The 24,063-nt window shown below is 71.7% G+C and carries 28 protein-coding genes and 1 pseudogene; 11 read left to right on the forward strand and 18 right to left on the reverse strand.

Going from position 1 to position 24,063, the window contains the following annotated elements; translation table 11 throughout:
• Positions 1–23: 23 nt before the first annotated feature.
• From LCH29_RS39455 to LCH29_RS39490, 8 genes are read right to left on the reverse strand one after another with little or no spacing between them, the layout of a single operon-like run.
• Positions 24–977, reverse strand: a complete 954-nt coding sequence (locus LCH29_RS39455) for an ABC transporter permease (RefSeq protein WP_446466498.1) — start codon at positions 975–977, stop codon at positions 24–26.
• Positions 974–2,593: an ABC transporter substrate-binding protein gene (locus tag LCH29_RS39460; RefSeq protein ID WP_446466499.1), complete on the reverse strand. Its 1,620-nt coding sequence runs from the start codon at positions 2,591–2,593 to the stop codon at positions 974–976. Before LCH29_RS39460 ends, LCH29_RS39455 begins: the two co-directional genes overlap by 4 nt.
• Before the next feature lie 49 nt (positions 2,594–2,642).
• Complete coding sequence (locus LCH29_RS39465) at positions 2,643–3,467, reverse strand: class I SAM-dependent DNA methyltransferase (RefSeq protein ID WP_446466500.1); 825 nt, start codon at positions 3,465–3,467, stop codon at positions 2,643–2,645.
• On the reverse strand, positions 3,464–4,783 hold the full coding sequence (locus tag LCH29_RS39470; RefSeq protein ID WP_446466501.1) for an MFS transporter: 1,320 nt from the start codon (positions 4,781–4,783) through the stop codon (positions 3,464–3,466). The genes LCH29_RS39465 and LCH29_RS39470 overlap by 4 nt, the downstream gene beginning before the upstream one ends.
• Positions 4,767–5,828, reverse strand: a complete 1,062-nt coding sequence (locus LCH29_RS39475) for a dipeptide epimerase (RefSeq protein WP_446466502.1) — start codon at positions 5,826–5,828, stop codon at positions 4,767–4,769. Before LCH29_RS39475 ends, LCH29_RS39470 begins: the two co-directional genes overlap by 17 nt.
• Positions 5,825–6,946: a PLP-dependent cysteine synthase family protein gene (locus LCH29_RS39480; protein ID WP_446466503.1), complete on the reverse strand. Its 1,122-nt coding sequence runs from the start codon at positions 6,944–6,946 to the stop codon at positions 5,825–5,827. Before LCH29_RS39480 ends, LCH29_RS39475 begins: the two co-directional genes overlap by 4 nt.
• Entirely contained in the window at positions 6,943–7,824 is an 882-nt protein-coding gene (locus tag LCH29_RS39485) for a Rossmann-like domain-containing protein (RefSeq protein ID WP_446466504.1), read from the reverse strand. Before LCH29_RS39485 ends, LCH29_RS39480 begins: the two co-directional genes overlap by 4 nt.
• On the reverse strand, positions 7,821–9,077 hold the full coding sequence (locus LCH29_RS39490; RefSeq protein WP_446466505.1) for an ATP-grasp domain-containing protein: 1,257 nt from the start codon (positions 9,075–9,077) through the stop codon (positions 7,821–7,823). Before LCH29_RS39490 ends, LCH29_RS39485 begins: the two co-directional genes overlap by 4 nt.
• Positions 9,078–9,178: 101 nt before the next feature.
• Between LCH29_RS39490 and LCH29_RS39495 the strand changes: the two genes are divergently transcribed.
• Together LCH29_RS39495 and LCH29_RS39500 are read left to right on the forward strand one after the other, a co-directional pair.
• Positions 9,179–10,690, forward strand: a complete 1,512-nt coding sequence (locus LCH29_RS39495; RefSeq protein ID WP_446466506.1) for an alpha/beta hydrolase — start codon at positions 9,179–9,181, stop codon at positions 10,688–10,690.
• Positions 10,691–10,893: 203 nt separating this feature from the next.
• Positions 10,894–11,364, forward strand: coding sequence for a GNAT family N-acetyltransferase (locus tag LCH29_RS39500; RefSeq protein ID WP_446466524.1), 471 nt, complete (start codon positions 10,894–10,896; stop codon positions 11,362–11,364).
• A gap of 59 nt (positions 11,365–11,423) precedes the next feature.
• On the opposite strand, the gene LCH29_RS39505 is transcribed toward LCH29_RS39500, so the two are convergent.
• The 6 genes from LCH29_RS39505 to rpmF form a co-directional block, all read right to left on the reverse strand.
• Positions 11,424–12,305: a metal ABC transporter permease gene (locus LCH29_RS39505; protein WP_446466507.1), complete on the reverse strand. Its 882-nt coding sequence runs from the start codon at positions 12,303–12,305 to the stop codon at positions 11,424–11,426.
• Positions 12,302–13,195 carry a metal ABC transporter ATP-binding protein gene (locus tag LCH29_RS39510; RefSeq protein ID WP_446466508.1) on the reverse strand — a complete coding sequence of 298 codons (894 nt, stop codon included), beginning with the start codon at positions 13,193–13,195 and terminating at the stop codon, positions 12,302–12,304. Before LCH29_RS39510 ends, LCH29_RS39505 begins: the two co-directional genes overlap by 4 nt.
• Before the next feature lie 11 nt (positions 13,196–13,206).
• The gene (locus LCH29_RS39515; protein ID WP_446466509.1) at positions 13,207–14,127 is read right to left on the reverse strand and encodes a metal ABC transporter solute-binding protein, Zn/Mn family; all 921 of its coding nucleotides are present in this window, start codon (positions 14,125–14,127) and stop codon (positions 13,207–13,209) included.
• Between the two features lie 150 nt (positions 14,128–14,277).
• On the reverse strand, positions 14,278–14,808 hold the full coding sequence (locus tag LCH29_RS39520) for a Fur family transcriptional regulator (RefSeq protein ID WP_446466510.1): 531 nt from the start codon (positions 14,806–14,808) through the stop codon (positions 14,278–14,280).
• A 90-nt stretch (positions 14,809–14,898) separates the two neighbouring features.
• Positions 14,899–16,116 carry a GTP-binding protein gene (locus tag LCH29_RS39525; RefSeq protein ID WP_446466511.1) on the reverse strand — a complete coding sequence of 406 codons (1,218 nt, stop codon included), beginning with the start codon at positions 16,114–16,116 and terminating at the stop codon, positions 14,899–14,901.
• 7 nt (positions 16,117–16,123) lie between these two features.
• Positions 16,124–16,294, reverse strand: a complete 171-nt coding sequence (gene rpmF / locus LCH29_RS39530; RefSeq protein ID WP_398296462.1) for a 50S ribosomal protein L32 — start codon at positions 16,292–16,294, stop codon at positions 16,124–16,126.
• Positions 16,295–16,479: 185 nt separating this feature from the next.
• Between rpmF and LCH29_RS39535 the strand changes: the two genes are divergently transcribed.
• Complete coding sequence (locus LCH29_RS39535; protein ID WP_446466512.1) at positions 16,480–17,694, forward strand: GTP-binding protein; 1,215 nt, start codon at positions 16,480–16,482, stop codon at positions 17,692–17,694.
• Between the two features lie 75 nt (positions 17,695–17,769).
• Here the strand turns inward: LCH29_RS39535 and rpsN are convergent, their stop codons facing one another.
• Entirely contained in the window at positions 17,770–18,075 is a 306-nt protein-coding gene (rpsN, locus tag LCH29_RS39540) for a 30S ribosomal protein S14 (RefSeq protein ID WP_446466513.1), read from the reverse strand.
• Positions 18,075–18,311, reverse strand: coding sequence for a 50S ribosomal protein L28 (gene rpmB, locus LCH29_RS39545; protein WP_446466514.1), 237 nt, complete (start codon positions 18,309–18,311; stop codon positions 18,075–18,077). The genes rpsN and rpmB overlap by 1 nt, the downstream gene beginning before the upstream one ends.
• 87 nt (positions 18,312–18,398) lie before the next feature.
• Between rpmB and rpmG the strand changes: the two genes are divergently transcribed.
• The 4 genes from rpmG to rpsR are packed head-to-tail and all read left to right on the forward strand — an operon-like array spanning position 18,399 to position 20,266.
• Positions 18,399–18,563 (forward strand): 50S ribosomal protein L33, encoded by a 165-nt coding sequence (gene rpmG, locus LCH29_RS39550; RefSeq protein ID WP_009719228.1) that lies wholly within the window; start codon positions 18,399–18,401, stop codon positions 18,561–18,563.
• A gap of 5 nt (positions 18,564–18,568) precedes the next feature.
• Positions 18,569–18,826, forward strand: a complete 258-nt coding sequence (locus LCH29_RS39555; protein ID WP_446466515.1) for a type B 50S ribosomal protein L31 — start codon at positions 18,569–18,571, stop codon at positions 18,824–18,826.
• Positions 18,823–19,989: a CobW family GTP-binding protein gene (locus LCH29_RS39560; RefSeq protein WP_446466516.1), complete on the forward strand. Its 1,167-nt coding sequence runs from the start codon at positions 18,823–18,825 to the stop codon at positions 19,987–19,989. The genes LCH29_RS39555 and LCH29_RS39560 overlap by 4 nt, the downstream gene beginning before the upstream one ends.
• A 34-nt stretch (positions 19,990–20,023) precedes the next feature.
• Positions 20,024–20,266: a 30S ribosomal protein S18 gene (gene rpsR / locus LCH29_RS39565; RefSeq protein ID WP_100808862.1), complete on the forward strand. Its 243-nt coding sequence runs from the start codon at positions 20,024–20,026 to the stop codon at positions 20,264–20,266.
• A 98-nt stretch (positions 20,267–20,364) separates the two neighbouring features.
• Here rpsR and LCH29_RS39570 read toward each other — a convergent pair whose 3' ends face one another.
• Entirely contained in the window at positions 20,365–20,826 is a 462-nt protein-coding gene (locus LCH29_RS39570; protein WP_446466517.1) for a Fur family transcriptional regulator, read from the reverse strand.
• Positions 20,827–21,060: 234 nt separating this feature from the next.
• Between LCH29_RS39570 and LCH29_RS39575 the strand changes: the two genes are divergently transcribed.
• Positions 21,061–22,134: a permease gene (locus LCH29_RS39575; protein WP_446466518.1), complete on the forward strand. Its 1,074-nt coding sequence runs from the start codon at positions 21,061–21,063 to the stop codon at positions 22,132–22,134.
• Positions 22,131–22,883 (forward strand): TIGR03943 family putative permease subunit, encoded by a 753-nt coding sequence (locus tag LCH29_RS39580; protein WP_446466525.1) that lies wholly within the window; start codon positions 22,131–22,133, stop codon positions 22,881–22,883. The genes LCH29_RS39575 and LCH29_RS39580 overlap by 4 nt, the downstream gene beginning before the upstream one ends.
• 124 nt (positions 22,884–23,007) lie before the next feature.
• On the opposite strand, the gene LCH29_RS39585 is transcribed toward LCH29_RS39580, so the two are convergent.
• The gene (locus LCH29_RS39585; RefSeq protein WP_446466519.1) at positions 23,008–23,307 is read right to left on the reverse strand and encodes a hypothetical protein; all 300 of its coding nucleotides are present in this window, start codon (positions 23,305–23,307) and stop codon (positions 23,008–23,010) included.
• Between the two features lie 119 nt (positions 23,308–23,426).
• Between LCH29_RS39585 and LCH29_RS39590 the strand changes: the two genes are divergently transcribed.
• Positions 23,427–23,648, forward strand: coding sequence for a hypothetical protein (locus LCH29_RS39590; protein WP_446466520.1), 222 nt, complete (start codon positions 23,427–23,429; stop codon positions 23,646–23,648).
• A gap of 60 nt (positions 23,649–23,708) precedes the next feature.
• Positions 23,709–24,063 (forward strand): annotated as a pseudogene (locus LCH29_RS39595) (integrase); the annotation flags it as partial.

Raw genomic sequence — 24,063 nt, forward strand, 5'->3', positions numbered from 1 at the left:
GCGCTCCGCGACGGGAGGGAAGCTCACGCGGCCACCCCCGCCCGGGGCGCCAGCCGATGGGTCACCAGATCGGCACCCAGGTTGAGGACGACGGTCAGGACGCCGAAGACGACGGCGAGACCCTGCACCACGGGCACGTCCCGCTCGGCGACGGCGTTCAGCAGCACGGTCCCGAGGCCCGGGATCACATACAGGGCCTCCACGACGACGACCCCGCACAGCAGCCAGTCGATGGTGCGGGCCAACTGCTGGGCGGCGGGAGCGAGGGCGACCGGCAGGGCGTGGGCGTATCGGACCTTGGCTCCGGAGACGCCGTAGCGACGGGCCTGCGCCACGTACGGGGAGGCGAGCGCGTCGACCATGCCGGCGCGCACCAGCCGGGACAGCGAGCACACCGGCCGGGACAGCAGGACGAGCACGGGCAGCACGAGCGCGGCGGGGTGGCCGAGCAGGTCGGTGCCGTAGCCGACGGCGGTCGGCGGCAGCCATTCCAGCCGGAGCGCGAGGACGGTCACCAGCAGACTTCCGAGAGCGAATTCGGGCACCGCGTACACGGCGAGCGTCACGGAGCTGACCAGCCGGTCGACCAGGCGGCCTTCGTACCGGGCGGCCAGCACCCCGAGGCCGAAACCGGCCGGAACGAGCAGCGCCGCGGCGAGCGCGGCCAGCAGCAGGGTCGGCCCGAAGCCGTCGGCGATGTACGTACTGACCGGGCGGCCGGAGGTGAGCGAGGTCCCGAGGTCGCCGTGGAGCAGGCCCACGGCCCAGTCGGCCAGCCGCTCGTAGGCGGGCCGGTCCAGGTGCAGCGACTCACGGATGGCGGCGATGCGCGCGGGGTCGGGCTGGTCGCCGGCCAGGGCGACCGCGGCGTCGCCCGGCAGCGCCTCGGTGAGCGCGAAGACCAGCAGCACCACGGCCACGGTCTGCGCGACGCCGAGCAGCAGCCGCCGGGCGACGAAGGATCGCAGTGGGCTCATGCGAGCCACACCTTGTCGAAACGCGCCCAGTCGAGGGTGTTGGCGGGGGCCTTGGACTCGACCCCCTTGACGTTGCGCGCGGTTCCGAGGATCGCGTCGGCGAAGCCCCACACCAGGAAGCCGCCCTCGGAGTACAGGCGGCGCTGCATGCGCGCGTAGACGGCGGCGCGGTCGGCCTTGTCCTTGGTGGACTGGGCCCGCTGGTAGAGCGCGTCGAAGTCCTTGTGGTGCCACTTGGTGGCGTTCGTGCTGGAGTCGATGAGCAGCCGCTGGGAGATGTGGGCCTCGATGGGCATGGCGCCGGAGCGGTAGGAGCACAGGGCGCCGCTGTCCAGGATGTCGCTCCAGTACGAGTCCTTGCTGCCCGTCTTCACCTTGATGGTGACGCCCGCCTTCGCGGCCTGGTCGCGGAAGATGCTCGCGGCCTCGGTGAACCCGGTGGCCACCGCCGAGGTGTCGAGGGTGACCTTCAGCTTCTCGGCACCGGCCGCCTTCAGCAGGGCGCGGGCCCGGTCGAGGTCCTGTTCGCGCTGCGGGAGGCCGTCGGCGTAGTACTCGTAGCCCTTGCCGAACAGATCGTTGCCGATCACCCCCGCGCCCGACAGGGCGCCGTCGATCAGTTCCTTGCGGTCGGCGATCAGGAAGAACGCCTGGCGCACCCGCTTGTCGTCGAAGGGGGCCCGGTCGGTCTTCATCGCGAAGCCCTGCATGTCGCTGCCCCGGAGCCGGATGACGGTGATCTGCCCCTTGCCCTCGTGGGCGCGGGCGGTGGTGGGGTTGAGTTCGTGGGCGTACTCGACCTGCCCGCCGAGCAGGGCGTTGACCCGGGCGGACTCCTCGTTGGCGATGACGAACTCCAGCTCGTCGAGGTGCGGGGCACCGTCCCAGTAGTCCTCGTTGCGGCGGAAGACGGCAGACCGGCCGGGAGAGAAGGACACGAAACGGAACGGGCCGGAACCGATCGGCTTCTTGTCGAAGTCGGTGGCGCCCTCCGGCACGATGTACGCGCCGAACGCGGCCAGGACGTTGGGGAATTCGGCGGTGGGCCGCTTGAGGACGAACTCGATGCCCCGCTCGCCGGTCGCGCGGCTCGCGTCGAGGTCGATGGGTTCCAGGGACGCCTTGGCGCGGAACGCCTTCTGGGGATCGGCGATGCGGCGGTAGCTGTGCAGCACGTCCTTGGCGGTGACCGGCCTGCCGTCGTGGAACGTGGCCTTGCGGAGGGTGACCTGCCAGCGGTCCAGGGTCTTGTTCGCCTCCCACTTCTCGGCGAGTCGGGGCTGGGCGGACAGGTCGGCGTCGTAGTCGGCGAGCTTGTCGTAGAGGGCCTTCGCACGGGCGGCGTCGGCGAAGAGGTTGGTCAGGTGCGGGTCGAGGGTCTCGCTCGCGCCACCGCCGGCGAACGCTGCGCGCAGCCGTCCGCCGCGCCGGGGGGGACCGGCGCTGCCGTCCCCTCCCGGGGTGTCGTCGGTGCCGCCGCATCCGGTGAGCGCGAACGCGCCGAGTGACGCGGCACCGGCGGCGGCGAGGAAGCCGCGGCGGCGCAGGCCGGGGAAGTGGTGCTCGTCCAACTGATCGCCCACGGGAAGAAGGTGGCGGGCGGGTTCGTCATGCATGGGGATTCCTCGGGGTGTGAGAAGTGGCGACGGGACGCGGGCGCGGCCCTCAGGAAGCCGAGGGGGCGGGCTCGGTGACGCGGGCGACCACGTGCAGCCGGTCGGCGTCGGTCGTACGGCCGGGGGAGTGGCCCTCGCGCCAGGGCGGCTCGGTGCGCGGACCCGGTCCGTCGTGCAGCTCCAGGACCTCGAAGCCGTGCGCGGCCAGGAGATGGCGCAGCTCCTGCGGGAACAGCAGCCGCCACGCGGAGTGCTGTTCCACGGGCGCGGATCCGTCGTCCGCGGTCCATACGCGGGTACGGCGCAGGAGCTGGGCCGTGCGGTCCACCGTGAGCGTGGTGGTGGACCGGTAAGCGGTGCCCTGCCAGGTGAACTCACCGACCGCAGGCGCGTCGAGCAGGTCCGTACGGCCGAGGAAGTAGGCCCCGTTGCGCATCTCCGCCACGAGCAGCCCGCCCGGGACGAGGGCGCGCCGGCAGGACGACAGGAAGCCGTCGAGCTGGGCGTTGGTGTGGCAGTACAGCAGCGCGCTGTCCAGGCACACCACCGCGTCGGACATGCCCTGTCCCAGGTCGAACCCGTGCAGGTCGGCGCGGACGTACGCGGGCCCCGGGTGGTGCCTGCGGGCGTGCGCGAGCATCGTCTCGGAGAGATCGGCCCCGGTCACGTCGCGGCCCGCGCCGTGGAGGTGGGCGGCGTCGCGGCCGGTGCCGCAGCCCAGGTCCAGGACGCGCGGCCCGGCGCCGTGCCGGCGCAGGCAGTCCTCCGTCCAGCGGGCGGCCAGCCGATCAGGATCGGGAAACCTGGCCTCGTACAGCTCGGGGTTGTCGGTGAGCAGATTGTGGGCGCCCGAGCCCGCCGTGGTGGTCGTCATGTCGTCTCCCTCTTCTCCCTCGTCTCCTTCGTCGCACCGTGTCCGGGGTGGCCGGATACCACGGCCGGGGCAGCGGACTTCGGTGTCGTCGGCAGGGAGCCCAGCCGGTGCAGCCAGGCCACGCCGAGTGCGGAGGCGAGCCCGAACAGCGCACAGCACGCCCAGGGCAGCCAGTCGGCGTCGCCCCGCTCGCCGGCGTCCATGGCCCAGCCGACGACGGCGTTGCCGAGGGCGGCGGCGATGCCCGAGACCACGTAGAAGATGCCGAAGTACGTGCCCGTCAGCTCGGGCCGTCCGAAGCCGGGGACGAGTTCCATCACGAATGGCTGCGCGACCATCACCCCGAGGTAGAGCAGCAGCGCCCCGACCAGCACGGGCAGGGCGCGCAGTACCGCGTCGGCGATGCCGTCCGGTCCGCCGGAGCCGCCCGCCACCAGCGTGGGCGGCAGGAACGCCAGCGCCATCAGACCGAGCCCTACGGTGATCCAACGCGCCCGGTCGCCGCTCACCTTCAGGGCGCGGGTGATGCGCAGCTGGAGCGTGAGGTTGGCGAGGGTGCCGACGAGGAAGACGAGCCCGGCGGCGCCGTCCCAGCCGGTGGCCCGGCGTGCTCCGTCGGGCAGCAGCAGATAGAGCTGGTTCTCCAGGGTGAACATGCCGACCATGGCGAGCGCGAACGCCAGGAAGGCGCGGTGGCCGAGCACCTCGCGCCAGTCCGCGAGCACCGTGCCCTTGCTCGGCTCCACCTCGCGCGCGGGCAGCACCAGGGCCTGCGCCACGGTGAGGACCGCGAAGATCGCGGCGGCGGTGAGCGCCGAGGTACGGAAGTCCACCAGGAGCAGTGCGCTGCCGAGCAGCGGGCCGATCAACGCGCCCGTCGTGGCGAAGACGTTGAACAGGGCGAACGCCTCGGCCTTGCGCTCTCCCGCCTCCTGCGCGATGTAGGCACGCACGGCGGGGTTGAACAGCGCCCCGGCGAACCCGCTGAGCACGGACGCGGCGATCAGGACGGCGAGGCTGTCGCCGAGCGCGAACAGCGCGAACCCGACCGTGCGCAGGGCGCATCCGGCGATGATGACGCCGCGGGCACCGAGCCGGTCGGCCGCGGAGCCACCGATGATGAACAGGCCCTGCTGGCTCAGGTTGCGCACGCCGAGGACGATGCCGACGACGGCGGCCGACATGCCCAGGTTCTCGTCGAGGTGGGTGGCGAGGTAGGGGATGAGCAGGTAGAAGCCGGTGTTGACGCCGAGCTGGTTGACCAGCAGCAGCTGGATCGCGACAGGGAAGCGGCGCATCTCATGCCACGTCTTCACGGCTCACCTCCCGCATCTGGACTCCGAGCCCGGGAGCGGTGTTCGCGCGGACGAAGCCGTCGGCACCGCCGATGCCCGACCACGGGTCGTGGGCCAGCAGCAGGTGTCCGTCGAGGTCGGCCCAGCGGGCGCGGTCGGCGAGGTGGACAGCGGGCGCCAGGCCGAGGCTGCTGGCGGTCAGACAGCCCAGCATCAGCGCGGTGCCGCTGCCCTCGATCGCCTCGGCGATGCGCAGGGCGGCGTGCACACCGCCGCACTTGGCGAGCTTGACGTTGACGCCCTGGACGCGTCCGGCAAGACGGCGTACGTCCTCCAGGCCCACGGCGTCCTCGTCGGCGATGATCGGCACGGGTGAGCGCTCGGCGAGAGTTCCCAGCGCGTCCGGGTGGCCTGGTGCGAGGGGCTGTTCGACGGCCTCCACACCGAGTTCGGCGAAGCGCGGCAGCAGCGCCATGGCCTGCGCCACGGTCCAGGCGCCGTTGGGGTCGAGGAGCAGCCGGACACCGGGTGCCGCGTCGCGGATGACGCGTACGCGCTCCACGTCGTCCTCGGGGTCGGGGGTTCCCGCCTTGACCTTGAGGACCTCGAAGCCGCGCGCGGCGAGGCGGCGGGCCTCGGCCGCGGCACGGCCCGGCGAGGTGATGCCGATGGTGCGTGCGGTGGCGGCGCCGGGAGGTTCGGGGGCGCCGAGGAGGCGGTGCACGGGGGTGCCCTCGCGCTTGCCGACCAGGTCCAGGAGCGCCGCGTCGAGGGCGGCGGTCACGGCCGGGGGAGTGCTCGCCCCGGGCAGCTCGCCCGTCCGCAGGGCTTCCAGGGCGCTCTCGGGGTGGCGAAAGCGGCCCAGGTCCGTGCCGACGGCCGCGAGGAGTCGTCGCAAAGTCTCGGCATCGAGGCCGTAGTAGACGCTGGTGACGGCCTCGCCGTGGCCGCTGACCCCGTCGTGTTCGACGCTGAGCCATACCGCGTCGCGGGCGGCCATCGTCGAGCGTGAGATGCGCAGCGGCTCGGTGAGGTTCAGACGGATGGTGCGCTGGCTGGCTTTCACAGGTTTTCTTCCGGGTGGTGGGGGACGGCCCCCGGTGGGGCGGGCCACAGCAGGTCGGCAGTCAATGGGTCGGTGACCCTCGTACATCGCGTCCAGCCCGTGGCCTCGGCCGCACCGGCGTGCGGGATCTCGACGGGCCGGGTGGCCGCCGTGGCCGGGTCGAGGCCGTGGGCGGCAGCGAAGTCGTCGTCGTAGACGGTGTCGAGGTAGCGGTGCGGGCCGTCGGGGAAGATGGTGGCGACGACCGCCCCGGGGTGGACGCGGGCGGCCCAGGCGGAGACCCGCGCGACCGCGCCGGTGCTCCAGCCGCCGCTGACGAAACTCCCCCGGGCGAGCCGACGGCAGCTGTCCACGGCTTCCGCCGGGCCGACCCAGTGGACCTCGTCGAAGGCGTCGTGGGCGACGTTGCGCGGGTGGATACTGCTGCCCAGCCCGCGCATCAGACGGGGCCGCGCGGGCTGACCGAAGATCGTGGAGCCGGTGGCGTCGACGCCGACCAGCCGGAGCGCGGGCCAGTGCCGCCGCAGCGGGCCGATGATCCCCGCGCTGTGGCCACCGGTGCCGACGCTGCACACCAGGACGTCCAGGTGGTCGAGCTGGGCGGCGAGTTCAGCGGCCAGTGACGCGTAGCCGGCGACGTTGTCGGGGTTGTTGTACTGGTCGGGCCAGTACGCGCCGGGCAGTTCGGCGAGCAGCTCCCGCAGCCGGGCGAGGCGGGCGGCCTGCCAGCCGCCCCTCTCCGCCGGACGGTCCACCAGCTCCAGCCGCACTCCGTGGGCGCGCAGCAACTGGCGCATGGACGGTTCCAGTTCGCTGTCGCCGACCAGCACCACGGGGTGGCCGAGGGCCTGTCCGGCGAAGGCGAGCCCGATGCCGAGGGTGCCGGAGGTGGACTCCACCACCGGTGCGCCGGGGCGCAGTTCGCCCCGTTCGCTGGCGCCCAGCAGCATCGACACGGCGGCCCGCGCCTTCATACCGCCCGCCGCGAGCCCTTCGAGCTTGGCCCAGAAGCCGGGGTGTGGACCCGGCAGGTCGGAGGCGATGCGGACCATGGGCGTACGGCCGAGCAGGGCGAGCAGTTCCCGGCGGGCTGTGGGACGGACGGCTGTCGCGGTCACCGGGCACCCCCGGGGCGGTCGGCCCGGTAGTGGTGGACGGTGCCGGGACCGCCGTCCAGCCAGAAGAACGGGTACGGTTCGGCGCACACCGCGCTCACCCCGTGCCCCAGGAGCCGGGGCAGTACGGCGCTGCCGGTCTGCGCGAACAGCACCAGCCGCTTGCCGTTCCGCAGTGCGTGTTCGCGCAGCGGCTCGAAGGTTCCGTTGCCGAGTGTCATCCCGGAGACGAGCAGCGCGTCGCAGCGGGCGGCCTCGGCGAGCGCGTCGGTGACGACCGGCTCGTCCCACTCCGTCACCCCACCCTTGAGGTCGCACGGCACATAGCCGATTCCGTGCGAACGCAGCGCCTCCAGGAGGGAGTTGACGACGCCGATCACGAGCACCGTCGCCCCCGGCGGCTGGTCGAGCAGTTCGACGACGGCCCGCGCCCGCGCCCGGGACTTCTCCAGCGACGTCCCGGCGGGGAGTGCGACCGGACGGGCCCCGTGCTCCGGGGTGTGCGGAGCGATGTGCATCAGGTAGGCGTCGAGCGCGGCCACCCGCACCGGAAGCAGCGGATGGTCCAGAAGCCCGGCCACATCGGCGCCGACGCACTCCTCCACGGCGCTGTCGGGCAGGGCGCCGGGCTCGACCGCGCACGAGCCGACGGCCTCGGCGAGCCGCAGGCTGAGCACCTCGTTGCGGTAGCCGGTGCCGCGCCCGTCGTGCCGTACGGCCTGCCGCGTGGTGAAGGCCACGGCGATCCGCCGGGTACGCGGGTCGGGTCCGAGTTCGCCGGAGCGGACCCGCCTCACGAGATCGTCGTACGTCGCCCCGCGGATCACGGAAGGGGCCCAGGCGGTGTTGCCGACGGATATGTCGGAGGTGTCGGCGGTCATCGGATCACCAGTCCGGACCGCACCTCGGCGAGCAGCGCCTCGACCCGCTTCCGGGCTCCGACCCCGTCCGGGTCCCCGGCCATCACGTGCCCGAGGTACTCGTTGTTGCTGCCCGCCGCCTTCACCTGCCTGCCCGGCTCCGCGAGCTGGACCTCCAGCACGCCGGGAGCGTCCCGTAGCGGGGCGCCGTCCAGCGAGGCGAGCGTGCCCGTGCGCTCCGGCACGAGGAAGCCGATGGCGGCACTGCGCAGCCCGGTGTCCGTGCGCCGCAGATCGGGGGCGCGGCCGAGGCTGACGTCCACGCAGGCGGCGGCGAGGTCGATGCCGGTGACGTGGCGGACGAGTTCGGTGATGCGGTTCCCGGCGGGGCGCGGGTTGACCTCGACCACGCGCGGCCCGGCGGAGGTCAGCTTGACCTCGGTGTGCGCCACCACGCCGTCCACCAGCCCGAGCGCCTTGAGCGCGCTCAACGTGGTCTGCTCGGCGGCCTCCGTGTCGGCGGCCGTCAGCGCGGCGGGGAACATGTGCCCGGTCTCGATGAACGCGGGCACCCCGCCGACGCTCTTGTCGGTCACGCCCACCACATGGACCGCACCCCCGTGCGACACCGTCTCGACACTCACCTCGGGGCCGTCCAGCAGCTCTTCGAGCAGGACCGTGGGCGCGCGTCGCTGCCCGCGCGCATTGACCGGGAAGTCGGCCAACGCCGCGCAGGCAGCGGCGAGTTGGCCCTCATCGTCCACGCGCCGTACGTACATGCCCGCGCACAGGTCGACGGGCTTGACGACCAGCGGGTAGCCGATCTCCCGCGCGGCCCGCGCGATGTCCGCCCACTCCTCGTGCACGGCGAAGCGGGGCCCGGGCACCCCGGCGTCGGACAGGACGCGACGGGTGGCGTCCTTACGGCAGGCGTTCTCGACCGCCTCCGGCCTCGACCCCGGCAGGCCGAGGTGTCCGGCGATACGCGCGACCGTCGGCAGGTAGTAGTCGCAGGAGGTGATCGCCCCGTCGAAGCCGAACACCGCGTGCAGCCGCTCGACCTCCGGCAGCAGCGCCTCGGTGTCATTGGTGTCCGCGGTGATCACGTTGCGCGCCCCGAGCAGCGGGTGTGCCGCGCCCTCGGGAGCGGAACGCAGATAGTGGTGCAGGTCGCGGGTGAGGAAGGTGAACTCGTGCCCACCCTCGCGTATCGCCCGTGGCAGCAGTCGGCTCATCGACCCGACCCAGCTCTCGACCACCAACAGATGAGCCACAGCTCCCCTTTTCCAGTCGTGTGGGATACCGTCGCGGACACGCTATCGATAATCGTTTTCATTGTCACCTGATGGAACGAAGTCCCGAGGAAGAAATCGTTGTGACCTCACCCATGCACCGCACGGCACTGCTGTGCGCCCTGACGGCCGTCGCCACGACGGTCGGCCCCGCCGCGCCCGCCCAGTCCGCCGCCCCTGTCTCCTCCGCGGGTTCGGCACCCGCGCTCCGCTTCGGCGCCTGCCCCGCATCCGTACCCGAGCCGCCCGCCCCGGAGCGCGTCGAGTGCGGGCGGCTGAGCGTGCCGCTGGACTGGAACCACCCCCGTGGACCGCGCATCGACATAGCCGTCTCGCGCGTCCGTGCCTCCGGCACGCCCGCCGAGCGGCGCGGCGCCCTGCTGGTCAACCCCGGCGGGCCGGGCGGTTCCGGGCTGCCCTACGCGGTCACCAAGCGGGCCAAACTCCCCGAGAGCGTGCGCCGTTCGTACGACGTCATCGGCTTCGACCCGCGCGGCGTCGGCCGGAGCGCACCCGTCGACTGCGGCCCGATGGGCGGCCTCTTCCGCAGCCCCGGAGCGGATCCCGTACCCGTCGGCCCGGCGGCGGAGGAGAAGTATCTGGCATCGCTGCGAGGCGTGGCCGACGACTGCGCGGCGGGCGCGGAAGACACCCTGCCGTACCTGTCCACCGACCAGACCGCACGCGACATGGACGCGATACGCGCAGCGCTCGGCGAACGGAAGACCGACTTCCTCGGCGTCTCCTACGGCACCTACCTCGGCGCCGCCTACGCCGCCGCCTTCCCGCATCGCACGGGCCGGATGGTCCTGGACAGCGTCGTAGGACCCTGGGACTGGTACGACTTCGACGTCATCCAGAGCCGGGCACTGCTGCGGCAGCGTGACACCTTCTTCGCCTGGACGGCCGCCCATCCGGGCCACTTCCGCCTGGGCGGCAGCGCGGAGGCCGTACGCCGGGCCTACCTGCGCGTACGCGGTGGACTCACCGCCGCCCCCGTGAACGCCTTCGGCCCCGCGGAGTTCGACCGAGCCGTGTACCGCGCCCTCGGCCGCACCGAACGCTGGGCGGATCTCGCCGACGGTCTGCGCCGCTACCTGCGCGACGGCAGCCCCGCCGGGCTCCGTCCCGACGAGGACTTCACCGGCCCGGACTCACGCAACTACGAAGCGGCCAACCGCATCGTCAAATGCGCCGACGGCCCCGGCCCCACACCCCGGCGGATCGTGACGGACATCCGCCGCACCCGACGCCTCGACCCCCAGCCGGTCCTCACCGGCATGGAGGCGTCCACCTGTGCCTACTGGCACCACCACCCCGCCCGCCGCACCCCGCTCGGCAGCCCCGACGCGCCGCCCGCTCTGCTGGTGGCCTCCGCCCACGACCCCGTCACGCCCATCGAGGGGGCGCGCCGCATGCGCCATCACCTGCCGGGTTCACGCCTGATCACCCTCGACAACGACTACTCCCACGGCGTGTTCGCCAGCCGTGGCAACGCCTGCGTGGACGACGCCGTGGCCACGTACCTCGTCGACGGGGCGGAGCCGAGGGCGGATGTGCGCTGTGCGGGGCCCGGTCTGCCCTCGGTGCCGTGAGACACGCCGAGCGTTTTTGAAAAGCGTTTTCATTTGGCTAGTGTGGCGGGATCCGGGCGGCGCGGCACCGGATCCCGCCGCCCGCGCTGCCGCACGCTCGGCCCAGGCCGGACAGGGAGGAACCCTCAGTGACACACACCGCGCACCAGGAGTACACCGTGCGCCCCGCGACACCGGACGACGTCGACGGCGCGCGCCGGGTCATGCTCGACACCTTCTACCGGGAGTTCGGCTACGGATACGTACCCCAGTGGCACCGTGACACGGTGGACATCAAGGACACGTATCTCGACGACCCGCGGCATCTGCTACTCGTGGCCGTCCACCAGGGCGAGGTGGTCGCCACGACCGGCGTACGGTCCGGCGGCCCCGCCCACCCGCCGCACCCCCGCCGGCTCGCAGAGCGCTACCCGAAGGACACCACGGCACAACTGGTCCGCGTCTACGTGCACCCCGAACACCGGCGCCGCGGGCTTGCCCGCACCCTGGTCGAGGCGGCCCGCGACTTCGTCGCGGACACCCCCGGCTACGACCGCATCTATCTGCACACCAACGTCGACATCGACGGTACGGAACCCTTCTGGCGAAGCCTGGCCAAGGAGGTGTTCGACGCTCGCACCACCGGCGAACACGGCCCGGGCGTCGCCACGGTGCACTTCGAGATGCCGATGTGACGACCCGCCGCACACCGGGGCCGGTTGCCCACCTTGCCCCCAGTGTGCGGCGCCGTCGTTCAGGCCGGTTGGGGAGCTGTCTTCCTGGCTCCCCACCGTCGGGTGCGGTAGGTGCCCGCCACTCGGCAGACGAGGTAGATGGTGAACGAGATGGTCGTGACGTAGGGGCTGATGGGGATGGAGCTGCCGAGGGCGAGCAGGATGCCGCCCTCGATCGAGGCGACGGCGAAGACCACACTGAGCACCGGCAGCAGCACGGGCGACGCGGTGACGCGGGCCGCGGCCGCGGCCGGGGTGACGAGGAGGGCGAGGACCAGCAGCGCGCCGACGATCTGCACCGACAAGGCGACCGCGAGTCCGAGCACGATCATGAAAGCGACGGACAGGGCGCGCACCGGCACTCCGCGGGCCTCGGCGACGTCCGGATCCGCGCTGGCGAAGGTCAGCGGCCGCCACATGGCCGCCAGGGCGACGACGACCACGGCGGAGGTGCCGAGCAACCACGACATCTGAGGAGTGTCGACGGCGACGATCTGGCCGGTGAGCAGGCCGAACTTATTGGCCGCACGGCCTTTGTAGAGGGCGAGGAAGAGCACCCCCAGGCCCAGGCCGAAGGGCATCATGATGCCGATCACCGAGTTGCGGTCCCGGGCGCGTCTGCCCAGGACCCCGATCGTGCCGGCCGCGATGAGCGAGCCGGCGATCGAGCCCGCCACGATGTTCGTCTCCAGCAGCAACGCGGCCGAGGCGCCCGCGAAGGACAGCTCGCTGATGCCGTGTACCGCGAAGGGAAGGTCGCGCATGATGACGAAGACCCCGGCCAGGCCGCCGATCAGACCGAGCGCGGCGCCGGCGATGAGGGAGTTGCGGACCAGTGCCAGGAGTTCGCCGTAGTTGTCGAAGTTGAAGATCTGGTGCCAGATCCCGTCGGCGAGCGTCATGGGCGGACTCCGTCGGTCTCGTGTGCTGCGGAGGTCTCGTGGGGGTGGTGGGGCGGCGCGGGCGCGATGGGCTCGTCAGGGGCTCCGACGACCACGATCCGGCCGTGGACACGGACGACGTCGACCCGCGTCCCGTACAGCTGGGACAAGGACGAGGACGTCAGGACCTCCTCCGGTGTCCCGATGCGGTAACCGCCCCGAGCCAGATACAGCACCCGGTCCACCAGCCCGAGCACGGGATTGATCTCGTGGGTGACGAAGACCACCGCCGTGCCGTGGGAGCGGCGCCGGGCGTCCACCAGTTCGGTGACCGCCCGCTGGTGGTGCAGGTCGAGGGAGAGCAGCGGCTCGTCGCACAGCAGGATCCGGGGGTCGGTGGCCAGGGCCTGTCCGATACGGACGCGCTGCCGCTCGCCTCCGGACAGCAGGCCGACGGGGACGTCCGCGTAGGCCGAGGCGCCGACCGATTCGAGGATCTCGTCCACGCGGCGGCGGGCTGCGCTCGTGCGCGGCCGCGGTCCGAAGCGGTGCCCGTCGATCCCGAAGCGCACGAGGTCGCGGGCGCGCAGCGTCGCGTGTGCGGACAGAGCTGCCTGCTGGGGGACGTAGCCGATGTGACGGCCGGCCTCGCGCGGAGACCGGCCGAGGACGGTCAGCGTTCCGGCGGACAGTGGCCGCAGGCCCAGCAGCGCCCGTACGAGGCTGGACTTGCCCGATCCGTTGGGCCCGAGTACGGCGAGGAACTCGCCTGGCCTCACGTCGAGGTCGAGGTCGCGCCACACCGTGCGCTCGCCGTAGGCCAGGGCGGCGCCACGCAGGCTGATCAACGCGTCGGTGTCGGTGTCGCCGGGCTCGGCGTCGCCCCGGCCGGCCCGGGGCGCGGGAGCCATGGCCGGGCGCCTCACTTGTCCAGCGCGCCCGCGAGCGCGTCGACGTTGGCGGTCATCCAGCCGAGGTAGTCCTTGCCCTTCGGCAGCGTCTCGGTCACGGGCACGATCGGAATACCGGCGGCCTTGGCGGCGCCCTCGGCCTTCTTCGTCTGCGCACCGGAGGTCTGTTCGTTGTAGACGAGCGCCTTGACCTGCTTGCCCGTGAACAGCGCCAGGGTGTCCCGCAGGGTCTTCGGGGAGACGTCGTCGCCCTCTTCGATGGCCTCGCTGAACTCCTCGGGCGTCTTGTTCGCCAGGCCGCTCGCCTCGGTCATGTAGAGCGGCACCGGCTCGGTGATGGCGATGCCCTCGCCGCCGTGCTTCTTCTTGATCTCCGCTTCCTTCGCCTGGAGCGGCTTGAGCTTCGACTTGAAGGTCTCGGCGTTCTTCTTGAAGGCGGCCGCGTCGCCGGGGGCGGCCTTGCCCAGGGCGGCGGCTATGCGGTCGGCGACCTTGGCGACGCTGGGGAAGTCGTACCAGACGTGCTCGTTGAGCTCACCGCCCTTCGGCGCGGTCCTGCCGGAGACCTTGACCGCGTTGATCACGTCGGCGGAGGAGTTACCGCTCTTGAGCATACGGTCGACGAAGTCGTCATAGCCGCCGCCGTTCTCGATGACGACCTTGGCCTTGGACAGGGCGAGCTGGGTCCGGGTGTCGGCCTCGTAGGAGTGCGGGTCCTGGTCGGGGTCGTTGATGATCGAGGTGACGTCGACCTTCCCGCCGCCTATTCGGTCGGCGATGTCGCCGTACACGTTCGTCGAGGCGACCACCGTGATCTTGGATGACGAGGACTTCCCGTCGCTTCCGGAATCCGACGAGCTGCCGCAGCCTGCCAGCAGGGCCAGAGAGGCACCGGTGATCAGCGCCAGGCGGCGGGGCGGGGACGTGAACATGGATCCTCCATGGCGGGTGGGAAGGGGAGTCTTCACGGGCGAGGAGCCACTCGGTCGGGCCGGGCGGACACCACGCTAATAGAAATGAATGTCAAGACCATGATTCGGTCTCGTTGGTATGAAAATCGTTGCCAAGAATTGACGTGCCCGCTAGGGAAGCGAGGTGTCCCGGCTCGGCGCCGGGCGGCAGCGGTCGCAGATCCCGGTGAGCTCGACGGTGTGCTCGACCTCGGCGAATCCGGTCGCCGCGGCCACGCCGTCCGTCCAGCGCTCGACGAGATCCGCTTCGACGGCGAGGCTGAGGCCGCAGCGACGGCAGACGAGGTAATGGCGGTGGCCGTCGTCGGGGCGCGGGCGGTAGAGCCGCTCGCCGGTCACGTCCCGTACGACGTCGACCTGACCGGCGTGTTCCAGCCTCCGGAGGGTGCGGTACACCGTGGTCAGTCCCACCGTGGTGCCCGCTGCCGCGAGCGTCGCGTGCATCGCCCTCGCGGAGACGAAGTCGGGGCAGCCGTCCAGCGCTCGCAGGACGGCGCTCCGCTGCCAGGTCGACCGCCATGCCGACGGCAGCCGCCTGGTCGGCGAACCGTGCATGACGCTTGTCTCCCACGCCTCGGCGATCACGATGTCGATGTACTCGGCGGACCGTTCGTAAGGGCCGCTCGGTCCCTCGGCGGACAATGGCGCTGGATGGATGCCGGACGGAGGTGACACCCGTCCGGCCCGCGGGCGGTGCCGCCCGGAGCCGGCCGGGTGTGCCGTGGTTCAGGGCTACGGCACCGGCACGGCCTCGTGCGGTCCGTGCTCGTGGTCGCAGCTCTCGTCGAGGCCGTAGGTCTCCCAGGCGGGGAAGGGGTCCTCCCAGGCCGCCCAGCGCGATGCGCCCTGCGCGTGCTCGTCGTCGGTGAGCAGGCATGCGGACAGGGCTTCGTGCAGGGCGGCGGGCCGCAGTCCGGTGCCGATGAAGACGAGTTCCTGGCCCCGGTCGGTGCCGGTCGCGGTGCCGGGCTCGATGCCGTCGCGTGCTCCGGAGGGTTCGAACCGGGCCACCGCTCCCGCCTGTGACCACAGCCCGGTCACGCGCGGGCGGGTGGCCAGCCAGAAGAAGCCCTTGGAGCGCAGGACGCTGCCGAAGGTCCCGCTGTCCAGCTCCATGGCGATGAAGTCCCACAGCCGGGCGGGGTGGAACGGCCGGGCGGCGCGGAAGACGGTGCTGGAGATGCCGTACTCCTCGGTCTCCGGCACATGATCGCCGTTGAGCTCCATGACCCAGCCGGGGGCCTGCTGGGCGCGTTCGAGGTCGAAGCGGCCGGTCCCGAGCACCTCCACCGGTTCCACCCGGCCGTGTGTGGCGGGCACGATACGGGCGGCCGGGTTGAGCCGGGACAGCGCCGCCGCCAGCCGTTCGGCAGTCTCGGGGGTGACCAGGTCGAGCTTGTTGAGGACGATGACGTCGGCGAACTCGACCTGGTCCATGAGGAGATCGCTGACGGTGCGCTCGTCGTCCTCGTACTGGTCCAGGCCCCGCTCGACCAGTTCGTCGCCGCCGGTGAGTTCCGGCAGGAAGCCCGCGGCGTCGACGACGGTGACCATGGTGTCGAGCCGCGCGACCTCGCCCAGCGTGGCGCCGTCGTCGCGCGGGAAGGCGAACGTGGCGGCGACGGGCATGGGTTCGGAGATGCCGCTGGACTCGATGAGGAGGTAGTCGAACCGCCCCTCCCCGGCGAGCCGCTCCACCTCTTCCAGGAGGTCGTCGCGCAGGGTGCAGCAGATGCAGCCGTTGGTCATCTCGACCAGGCGTTCTTCGGTGCGGGAGAGAGCCGCGTCGCCGTCGCGGACGAGCGCGGCATCGATGTTCACCTCGCTCATGTCGTTGACGATCACGGCGACCCGCAACCCGTCGCGGTTGTTGAGGAGATGGTTGAGGAGGGTGGTCTTGCCGGATCCCAGGAAACCCGACAGGACCGTCACCGGAAGCTGGTCGGCCATGGCCCGGTCAGCCCTCGGGCCGCAGCAGTCCGCGCCGGTAGGCGGGGACGAGCTGCCGCGGGACGCGGTGTTCGCGGCCGTCGATGGTGATCGTCACCAGCTCCGGGGTGTTCGCCTTCCACTGGGCGCGGCGGTGGCGGGTGTTGCTCCGGGACATCTTCCGCTTGGGCACGGCCATGAGATGCGTGTCCTTCCTGATCGGTGGGCGGTCGCCCTCAGCGTATATGAAAATGGGTACCGTTTCCATGTAGTCTTCGCGGTGACACTGTGTCGTCATCCCCCAGGAGGAGTTGTGCCGCTGGTGCTGCTGCGGGTACGCAGAACCGCCCACGACCTTGTGACCGCCCTCGCGCAGGCGGCGGAGTGAGTACCGGCGGGAACACGGGCCGGGGGCTGCTGGGCCTGGTGTGCGGCAACTCTCCGGAAGCCCGGGGGCGCGTACTGGATCTGCTGCGGTGTGCCGTGCCCGGCGCGCTGGTGCTCTCGGTCTCGGTGCATGCTGACGAGACCGGGAGGTACCCCTTCGTGCAGCGCTTCGCCGCCGGCGGTGAGGAACAACAGCGGGCCTCGCTGTGTCAGGGGGCGACCGGGGACCCGGCGGTGATCATCCGGCAGGACCTGGACGCCATCGCCCGCGCTGCCACGCGCCCGCATGTCGTGCTCGCCCTCCCCGACAACGTGGACGCCGTGCCGTTTCTGGCCGCCTTGTGGCGGACCCCACCGGGCAGGACCCCGCTCTCGCACCACTACGACCTGGCCCCGACCGCCGTCGGCGTGGACCCCGACCGCGTGATCAGCGACCTGCGCTGTGTGCACCGCACCGCCCACGTCTTCGGCCACCATGCGCATGCCGAGCCCCTCACGGTCGCCGAAGCGGCCGCCCGCCATGTGGAGGCCGCTCAGGTGATGGTCGTGCGGGACGGGCCGGGGGAGGATGACCGCCACCGGGAGGGATGCCGCGCTCTGCTCGGCCACCTCAACCCGTCGGCGGTGGTGCACCTCGACGGGGAGGACGGCGACGATGCCGCACTGACGGCCCTGACGCGGCCCGATTCCCGCTGGACCACGGCCGGACCGGCCGACCGCCTCGACGCCGTCGCCCCCGTCGTACGCCGCCGCGGCATCGACCACGGCGTGGCCTCGGTACTGTGGCGGTCCCGGCGCCCGCTGCACCCCGAACGGCTGGCGGAGAGCTTGCCGCGGGTCATGCCCGCGGTGGTGCGCAGCAGCGGACACCTGTGGATGGCCACCCGCCCGAGAACGGTCATCTCCTGGCGCTCGGCCGGGCGCCGGCTCGAACTGCGCGAGGCGGGAGGCTGGCTGGAGGGCGGGGACGCCGCGGCGTGGCACGCCGCCTCACCCCAGCGCCGCACGCTGGCCTCGTGGTACTGGGACCACTACTACGGCGAACGACGCAACGAGATCGTCTTCACCGGCGCCGAACTGGACGAGGACCGGCTGCGGGCCGCGCTGGACGCCGCCGTGCTCGACGACGGTGAACTGGCCCTGGGCGCCGAGCGCTGGGCCCGTCTGCCCGATCCGCTGCTCGGCGACGCGGCGGAGGACCTGGAGGGCTGACGTGTCGGCATGTGGGCCCGGCGGCCGCCCGGTGCGGTGGGTGGCCGGACCGGCCGCGGTCGGCCCGGCGCCTGGTTACCAACTGCTCTTGATCACTCCGGGGAGCTCGCCCGCGTGTGCCATCTCCCGCATCCGGATGCGGGAGAGTCCGAAGGCGCGCAGATGGCCGCGGGGGCGGCCGTCGACGGAGTCACGGTTGCGGACGCGGGTGGCGCTGGCGTCGCGGGGCTGGCGGCGCAACTCCCGCTGGGCGGCAAGGCGGTCTTCCTCCGAGGTCCGGGGATCCGCGATGACCGCCTTCAACGCGGCGCGGCGCTCGGCGTAGCGGGCGACGATCGCGCGCCGCTTCTCATTCTTGGCGATCTTGCTCTGCTTCGCCATCAGACCTTCCCTCCTCGTGCGCGGATGCGGGCCACGGCGGCCTCGATGCCGATCGTGTCGACGGTCTTGACGGCCCTGGCGCTCAGGGTGAGCCGGACATGGCGTCCCTCGCTGGGCAGCCAGTAGCGCTTGCGCTGGATGTTGGGGTCGAACCGGCGCTTGGTGCGGCGGTGGGAGTGGGAGACGTGGTTGCCGAAGCCGGGTTGCCGGCCCGTGAGTTGGCAATGGGCGGACATGGGCCCCTCCTTCTCGTGCGGGGTTGTGATGGCAGCACCGTACCAGCTTTATGAAAATGAAAATCAATCTTATGTATGCTGTCGTTCATGGCACGGAACGAACTACGCCCGATCATCAAACTGAGGTCCACCGCGGGCACCGGCTACACCTATGTGACCCGCAAGAACCGGCGGAACGACCCCGACCGGATGACCCTGCGCAAGTACGACCCGGTCGTCGGCCGCCATGTCGACTTCCGTGAGGAGCGCTGACCGCCATGAAGCCCGGCATTCACCCCACCTACCGGCCCGTCGTCTTCCGCGACCGGGCCGCCGACTTCGCCTTCCTCACCCGCTCCACCGCCACCAGTGACCACACCGTCGCGTGGGAGGACGGCAACACCTACCCGGTCATCGACGTCGAGATCTCCTCGGCGAGCCATCCCTTCTACACCGGCAACCAGCGGGTCGTGGACACCGCGGGCCGCGTTGAGCGCTTCGAGCGGCGCTACGGGCGCGGACGGAGGGACCGGTGAACGCGGACGAGCCCCGGCTGCCCGTCGCCGTCGTCGGCGGACTGCACGCCGACGCGCGCCGGGCGGCCGTCGAGGAAATCCTGCGTACGGTGCCCGGCTCCGTGGCGCTCCACCACGACCTGTCGGCCGCCACCGACCGCGCCGTGCGCCGCACCGTGCGCGACGCCTCGGGCCTACTAAGCAGCGGTGACGCGCCGCTGGTGAACGACTGCGCGTGCTGTGCCCTGCGCGAGGACATGGTCCCTGAACTGCTGCGCCTGGCCACCGGCGGCGGACACCGGCTCGCCGTCGTCGAACTGTGGGACTCGGTCGAGCCCCAGGCCATGGCAGCCATCATCGCCGCCGAGGGCGCGCCGCTGGAGCTGACCGGGGTGGCCACCGCGATCGACCCGGCTCTGATGGTGCCGTATCTCGCCAACGGCGACGACCTCGCCGAGGTCGGTCTCGCCGCGGCCCCGACCGACCAGCGGACCGTCGCGGACACCTTCGCCCGGCAGCTGGAGTACCCCACCGTGATCGCCGTCGCCGAGGACACCTCATGTGAGGAGCCCGCGGACGACGCTGACCACACCCTGCTGACCCAGCTCACCCCGGGCGCACGGCAGGTGAGTGTCGACGAGGGGGCTCTGGGGGCGGCGCTGCTGACCGGGTTCGACGTCGAGGCGGCGGCCGCCCGTCAGTATCCGGCCTGCGCGCTGCTGCCGCAGGAGGGCGATGAACACGGGGTGAGCACCCTGGTCTGGCGCCGCGACCGCCCCTTCCACCCGGACCGGCTCTATGCGGCGCTGGAAGATCTGAGCTGCGCCGCGGCCCGCAGCCGAGGCCGCTTCTGGCTGGCCGACCGGCCCGACACCCTGCTGTCGTGGGACGCCGCGGGCGGTGCCCTGTGCGTGGAGTCCGCCGGGCCGTGGCTGGCCGCGCTGCCGGACGCCGCCTGGGAGATGGTGCCGGCCGAGCGCCGGGTGGCCGCTTCGCTGGACTGGCACCCCGAACACGGCGACCGCTGCCAGCACCTCACCTTCACCTCGCCCGGCCTCGATCGCGACGGTCTGATCGCCCTGCTGGACTCGTGTCTGCTCACCGACGCCGAGTACGCGGCGGGGCCGGACGGTTGGAAGAAGCTGTCGCACGCCTTCGACGACCTGCTCGACCCGGTGTCCTGAACGAGGACGGGCACCGTACGGAAAGGAACTGATCATGTCCCGACGCATCGGCACCAAGCGCCCGGACCCCAAGCGTCGCCGCGTCAACCCGCTCGACGCGGCCGGTATCACCTACGTGGACTACAAGGACACCGACCTGCTGCGGAAGTTCATCTCCGACCGCGGCAAGATCCGCAGCCGCCGGGTGTCCCATGTGACGCGGCGGCAGCAGCGGCAGATAGCCCGCGCCATCAAGAACGCCCGCGAAATGGCCCTGATCCCTTACGGCTCCCGATAGCCGCTCCGGTCGTTGGGGGTTGGTCATGCCGATGACCAACCCCCAACGGCTTTCGGCGGCAATGCCGTCGAGGGGGAGTGGACGACGTACCGTCTGCCTCAGCTCGCGCAGCTGCTGCGGGTCGGACCCGGGGCGGGCTCCCGGTGGCACAGGGGCGGCTGTCCTAGGTCCGCGGTGGATTGGCAGTCGGCGCAGACGCCGGTGAGTTCGACGGTGTGCTCCACCGCGGCGAACCCGGTATCCGTCCCGATCCGCTCCGCCCACCGCTCCACCACCTCGGAGTCAACCGGCCGGCTCCGGCCGCAGCGGCGGCAGATCAGGTAGTGGCGGTGCCCCTCGGCGGGGCGTGGGCGGTAGAGCCGTTCCCCGGTGTCGTCGCGTACGACATCGACACCGCCGGTGGCCTCCAGGTGTCGCAGGGTGCGGTAAACGGTGGTCAGCCCGATCGGGACCGACTCGGCGGCCAGCAGCGCGTGCAGTTCCTGGGCCGAGACGAAGTCCTGGCAGCCGGTGAGGGCGCGCAGGACGGCGGATCGCTGCCGGGTCCTCCGGCTGCTCACGGCAGATCACCTCCACTGACGCTCGGCTGGAAGCGGTATGTGTCACTCCACCATAGATGAAAATGAAAGCCATCGCCGTATGAATGGTGACTCATGTGTGTGAGGCCGCTCGGCCCGGCGTCAGGGAGGGGGCGGGGCGACCGATTCCCGAACAGACGTCCGCCCCCGGTCCCTCGCCGCTAATGTGTGCCTGCGGATGTCGCCGTGAGGAAGAGTTATCTGAGGGGAGGCGCAGTGGAGAGCGATGTCGATGTCGCGCCACCGCTGCCCGAGGGCCGTACCCACGAGCGGACGCCGTCGGTCGCGCACCCCGATGGGGGCGGCAGGCTGCGTGTGGCCGCGCGCATCACCTCCCATGCGCTGATCGCGGGCTTTCCCGTGGCGGTGATCGGCGTCGTCGCCCTCGTGCTGGGGCCTGAGATTTCCGCCGGGCTCGACCACCGTGCGGTGGCGGCGTGGCGGACGGTGTTCACCGCGATCGTCATTCAGGGGGTGCCGTTTCTTCTGCTGGGCACTCTGGTGTCGGCCGCGATCAGCGCGTTCGTACCGGCGTGGGTGTTCACCCGGGTGCTGCCGCGCAATCCGGCGCTCGCGGTGCCGGTGGCGGGTGCGGCCGGGGCGGTGCTGCCGGGGTGCGAGTGCGCGTCGGTCCCGGTGGCGAGCAGCCTGATGCGGCGCGGGGTGACCCCTGCGGCGGCGCTGGCCTTCCTGCTGTCGGCCCCCGCCATCAACCCGATCGTGCTGATGGCGACGTACGTGGCCTTCCCCGGCAACCCCTGGATGGTCGCGGCCCGTCTGATCGCCTCGCTGCTGACCTCCGTCGCCATGGGGTGGCTGTGGCTCAGGGTGGGGCGTGAGGAGTGGTTGCGGCTGCCGAAGGGGCCGGTCGGGCACACGCCCGGCGCGAGCCGGGCGGAGGAGTTCCGGGTCTCGCTCCAGCACGACTTCCTGCACGCCGGGGGCTTCCTGGTGGTCGGCGCGGCGGCCGCGGCCACGTTCAACGTCGCGGTGCCGCACTCCGTGCTGCGGCTCTTCTCCGACTCCCCGTGGCTGTCGGTGGCCCTGCTGGGGCTGCTCGCGGTGGTCCTCGCGGTCTGCTCCGAGGCCGACGCGTTCGTCGCCGCCTCGCTCACCGGATTCTCGCCCACCGCCCGGCTCGCCTTCATGGTCGTCGGCCCGATGGTGGACCTGAAGCTGATCGCCCTTCAGTCGGGCACCTTCGGACGCGCTTTCGCGCTGCGCTTCTCGGCGGCCACCTGGGTCTCGGCGGTGCTGTGCAGCGCCGTGGTGGGGTGGTGGCTGCTGTGAAGCGCAACATCCAGGTGCTGCTGCTCCTGTTCACCGGCGTCGGCCTGCTGCACATCGCCCTGCTGACCGACCTCTACCTGCGCTATGTACGGCCCGGCCTGCGGCCCGCGCTCATCGCCTCCGGAGTGGTGCTCATCGTGCTCGGCGCGGTCAGCGCCGCCCGCGACGGCTTCCCCTTCAACCGTCCGCGCATGGACCACGGTCATGGCCACGACGGTCACGATCACTCCGGGGGCCCGCGGATCGCCTGGCTGCTGTACGTACCGGCCCTGACCATCCTGTTCCTCGCGCCGCCCGCCCTCGGCTCGTACACCGCCGCCCGCGACGACACCAAGGCGGCGGCGCCCACCGCCCCGGACAGCCTCTACCCCGCCCTTCCGCGAAACGGGGTCGTCGAGATGTCGTTGAACGACTTCAGCTCCCGCGCCGTCTGGGACACCGGCGGCACCCTCAAGGGGCGCACCGTGCGTCTCACCGGCTTCGTCACCCCCGGACACCACGGCACCTGGTACGTCAGCCGCCTGGCCATCAGCTGCTGCGCCGCCGACGCGACGGTGCGCAAGATACGGGTGCACGGGGCCACGGCGCCGCCCGCCGACGCCTGGGTCACCGTCACCGGCACCTGGCATCCCACCGGCACGGTGGGTACGGACGACGCCAACCCCGCCCTGGACGCCGAGACGGTCAAGCGCGTTCCCGCGCCCAAGGACCCGTACAACGATGTGGTGGTGACCCGGACGGGTCGTTGACAACAGTGGCACGAGGTTCAGCCCCAAGCCGTTGGCCTGGGGCTTCTCCGGTGTTCCCGGGGCGGGGAGGCCGAAGGCCAGCCGTCGCGGAACTCAGTGGTGGTGGCGACGGCCAGGGGAGCGGTCAGTGGTCGTCCCAGTGACCCTCGTGCTCGGCGTGGCGGTGGCCGTCGTGGACGTAGTCCACGTGGTTGCCGTGTGGTACGGCGACGTGTCCGCAGTCGGCGTTGTGCTGGTGGTCGTGGCCTTCGTGGACGGTGTGGCCACTGGGCTCGCACTCGTCGACGTGGTCGTCGTGTGTCCGGTGCAGGTGGCCGTCGTGGACGTAGTCGGTGTGGTCGTCGTGCGGGAACGCGACGTGGCCGCAGCCGCTGCCATGCTGGTGGGAGTGGTCGGTGTGGGGTGTGTGCGTGCTGGTTGTCATGGGGGCACCTTCTTTCTCCCCCCTGGCACATTGTGCACTTGGGCCACACCTCACGCTACGGTTCGGCGCTCAGGACGTGCATTCCTGTCCCCTGGGGAGCGGGAACGGGCAACGAGGACATGGCTGTTCCCGACCTGCCAGACCGGCCCCACCTGCGCGAACCCCGCCTGCCGGAGCAGCTCGACATGCCGGGACAGCGTCAGACCGTTGTGGTCGCCGCGCCCGTCCGGGTGGTGTGGTGGTTGCTTTCCGTGGCGCTCGGCCAGCAGGTCGGCCGCCGTCGCCATGCCGGCCCCATCGGGTCGTACCTGTACCGCTCGAAAAGCCATCGTCGCAGGTGAGCGGAGTGCAGTCAGTTCGCAGGGATGATGCCTTCCGTGATCGTGTCCTTGCTGTGCAAGGTGACCCGGAAGCTGCTCACTGTTCCGTCGGTACTCTTCCTTCGCGGGACGGCGAAGGACGCGGAACTGCTGGTGCTGCGGCACGAGAACGCGGTCCTGCGTCGCCAGTTGGCCGGACCGGTCCGCTACGAGCCTGCCGACCGGTTCTGGTCGCGGCGAGACAGGCCAGGCGCAGCAGCACGACAGATCATGATGCCGTCGGGGCCTTGCGCTGGCATCGTGAGCTGCTCAGGCGGCGCCATGCCGCGACCTGCGCGTCCAAGCGGCGTGGACGTCCACGCACCATTCGATCGATCCGCGTCCTCGTCCTGCGTCTGGTCAGGGAAGATGCCTCGTGGGGGTATCGCCGGATTCA

Source organism: Streptomyces sp. BRA346 (genome assembly GCF_052851135.1).

Bases quoted from the DNA above. Each gene is read 5' to 3' on its own strand.
- LCH29_RS39455 (WP_446466498.1), bottom strand. From the start codon at position 977: ATGAGCCCACTGCGATCCTTCGTCGCCCGGCGGCTGCTGCTCGGCGTC.
- LCH29_RS39460 (WP_446466499.1), bottom strand. From the start codon at position 2,593: ATGCATGACGAACCCGCCCGCCACCTTCTTCCCGTGGGCGATCAGTTG.
- LCH29_RS39465 (WP_446466500.1), bottom strand. From the start codon at position 3,467: ATGACGACCACCACGGCGGGCTCGGGCGCCCACAATCTGCTCACCGAC.
- LCH29_RS39485 (WP_446466504.1), bottom strand. From the start codon at position 7,824: ATGACCGCCGACACCTCCGACATATCCGTCGGCAACACCGCCTGGGCC.
- LCH29_RS39500 (WP_446466524.1), top strand. From the start codon at position 10,894: ATGCTCGACACCTTCTACCGGGAGTTCGGCTACGGATACGTACCCCAG.
- LCH29_RS39505 (WP_446466507.1), bottom strand. From the start codon at position 12,305: ATGACGCTCGCCGACGGGATCTGGCACCAGATCTTCAACTTCGACAAC.
- LCH29_RS39510 (WP_446466508.1), bottom strand. From the start codon at position 13,195: ATGGCTCCCGCGCCCCGGGCCGGCCGGGGCGACGCCGAGCCCGGCGAC.
- LCH29_RS39515 (WP_446466509.1), bottom strand. From the start codon at position 14,127: ATGTTCACGTCCCCGCCCCGCCGCCTGGCGCTGATCACCGGTGCCTCT.
- LCH29_RS39525 (WP_446466511.1), bottom strand. From the start codon at position 16,116: ATGGCCGACCAGCTTCCGGTGACGGTCCTGTCGGGTTTCCTGGGATCC.
- rpmF (WP_398296462.1), bottom strand. From the start codon at position 16,294: ATGGCCGTGCCCAAGCGGAAGATGTCCCGGAGCAACACCCGCCACCGC.
- rpsN (WP_446466513.1), bottom strand. From the start codon at position 18,075: ATGGCGAAGCAGAGCAAGATCGCCAAGAATGAGAAGCGGCGCGCGATC.
- rpmB (WP_446466514.1), bottom strand. From the start codon at position 18,311: ATGTCCGCCCATTGCCAACTCACGGGCCGGCAACCCGGCTTCGGCAAC.
- rpmG (WP_009719228.1), top strand. From the start codon at position 18,399: ATGGCACGGAACGAACTACGCCCGATCATCAAACTGAGGTCCACCGCG.
- LCH29_RS39555 (WP_446466515.1), top strand. From the start codon at position 18,569: ATGAAGCCCGGCATTCACCCCACCTACCGGCCCGTCGTCTTCCGCGAC.
- rpsR (WP_100808862.1), top strand. From the start codon at position 20,024: ATGTCCCGACGCATCGGCACCAAGCGCCCGGACCCCAAGCGTCGCCGC.
- LCH29_RS39585 (WP_446466519.1), bottom strand. From the start codon at position 23,307: ATGACAACCAGCACGCACACACCCCACACCGACCACTCCCACCAGCAT.
- LCH29_RS39590 (WP_446466520.1), top strand. From the start codon at position 23,427: ATGGCTGTTCCCGACCTGCCAGACCGGCCCCACCTGCGCGAACCCCGC.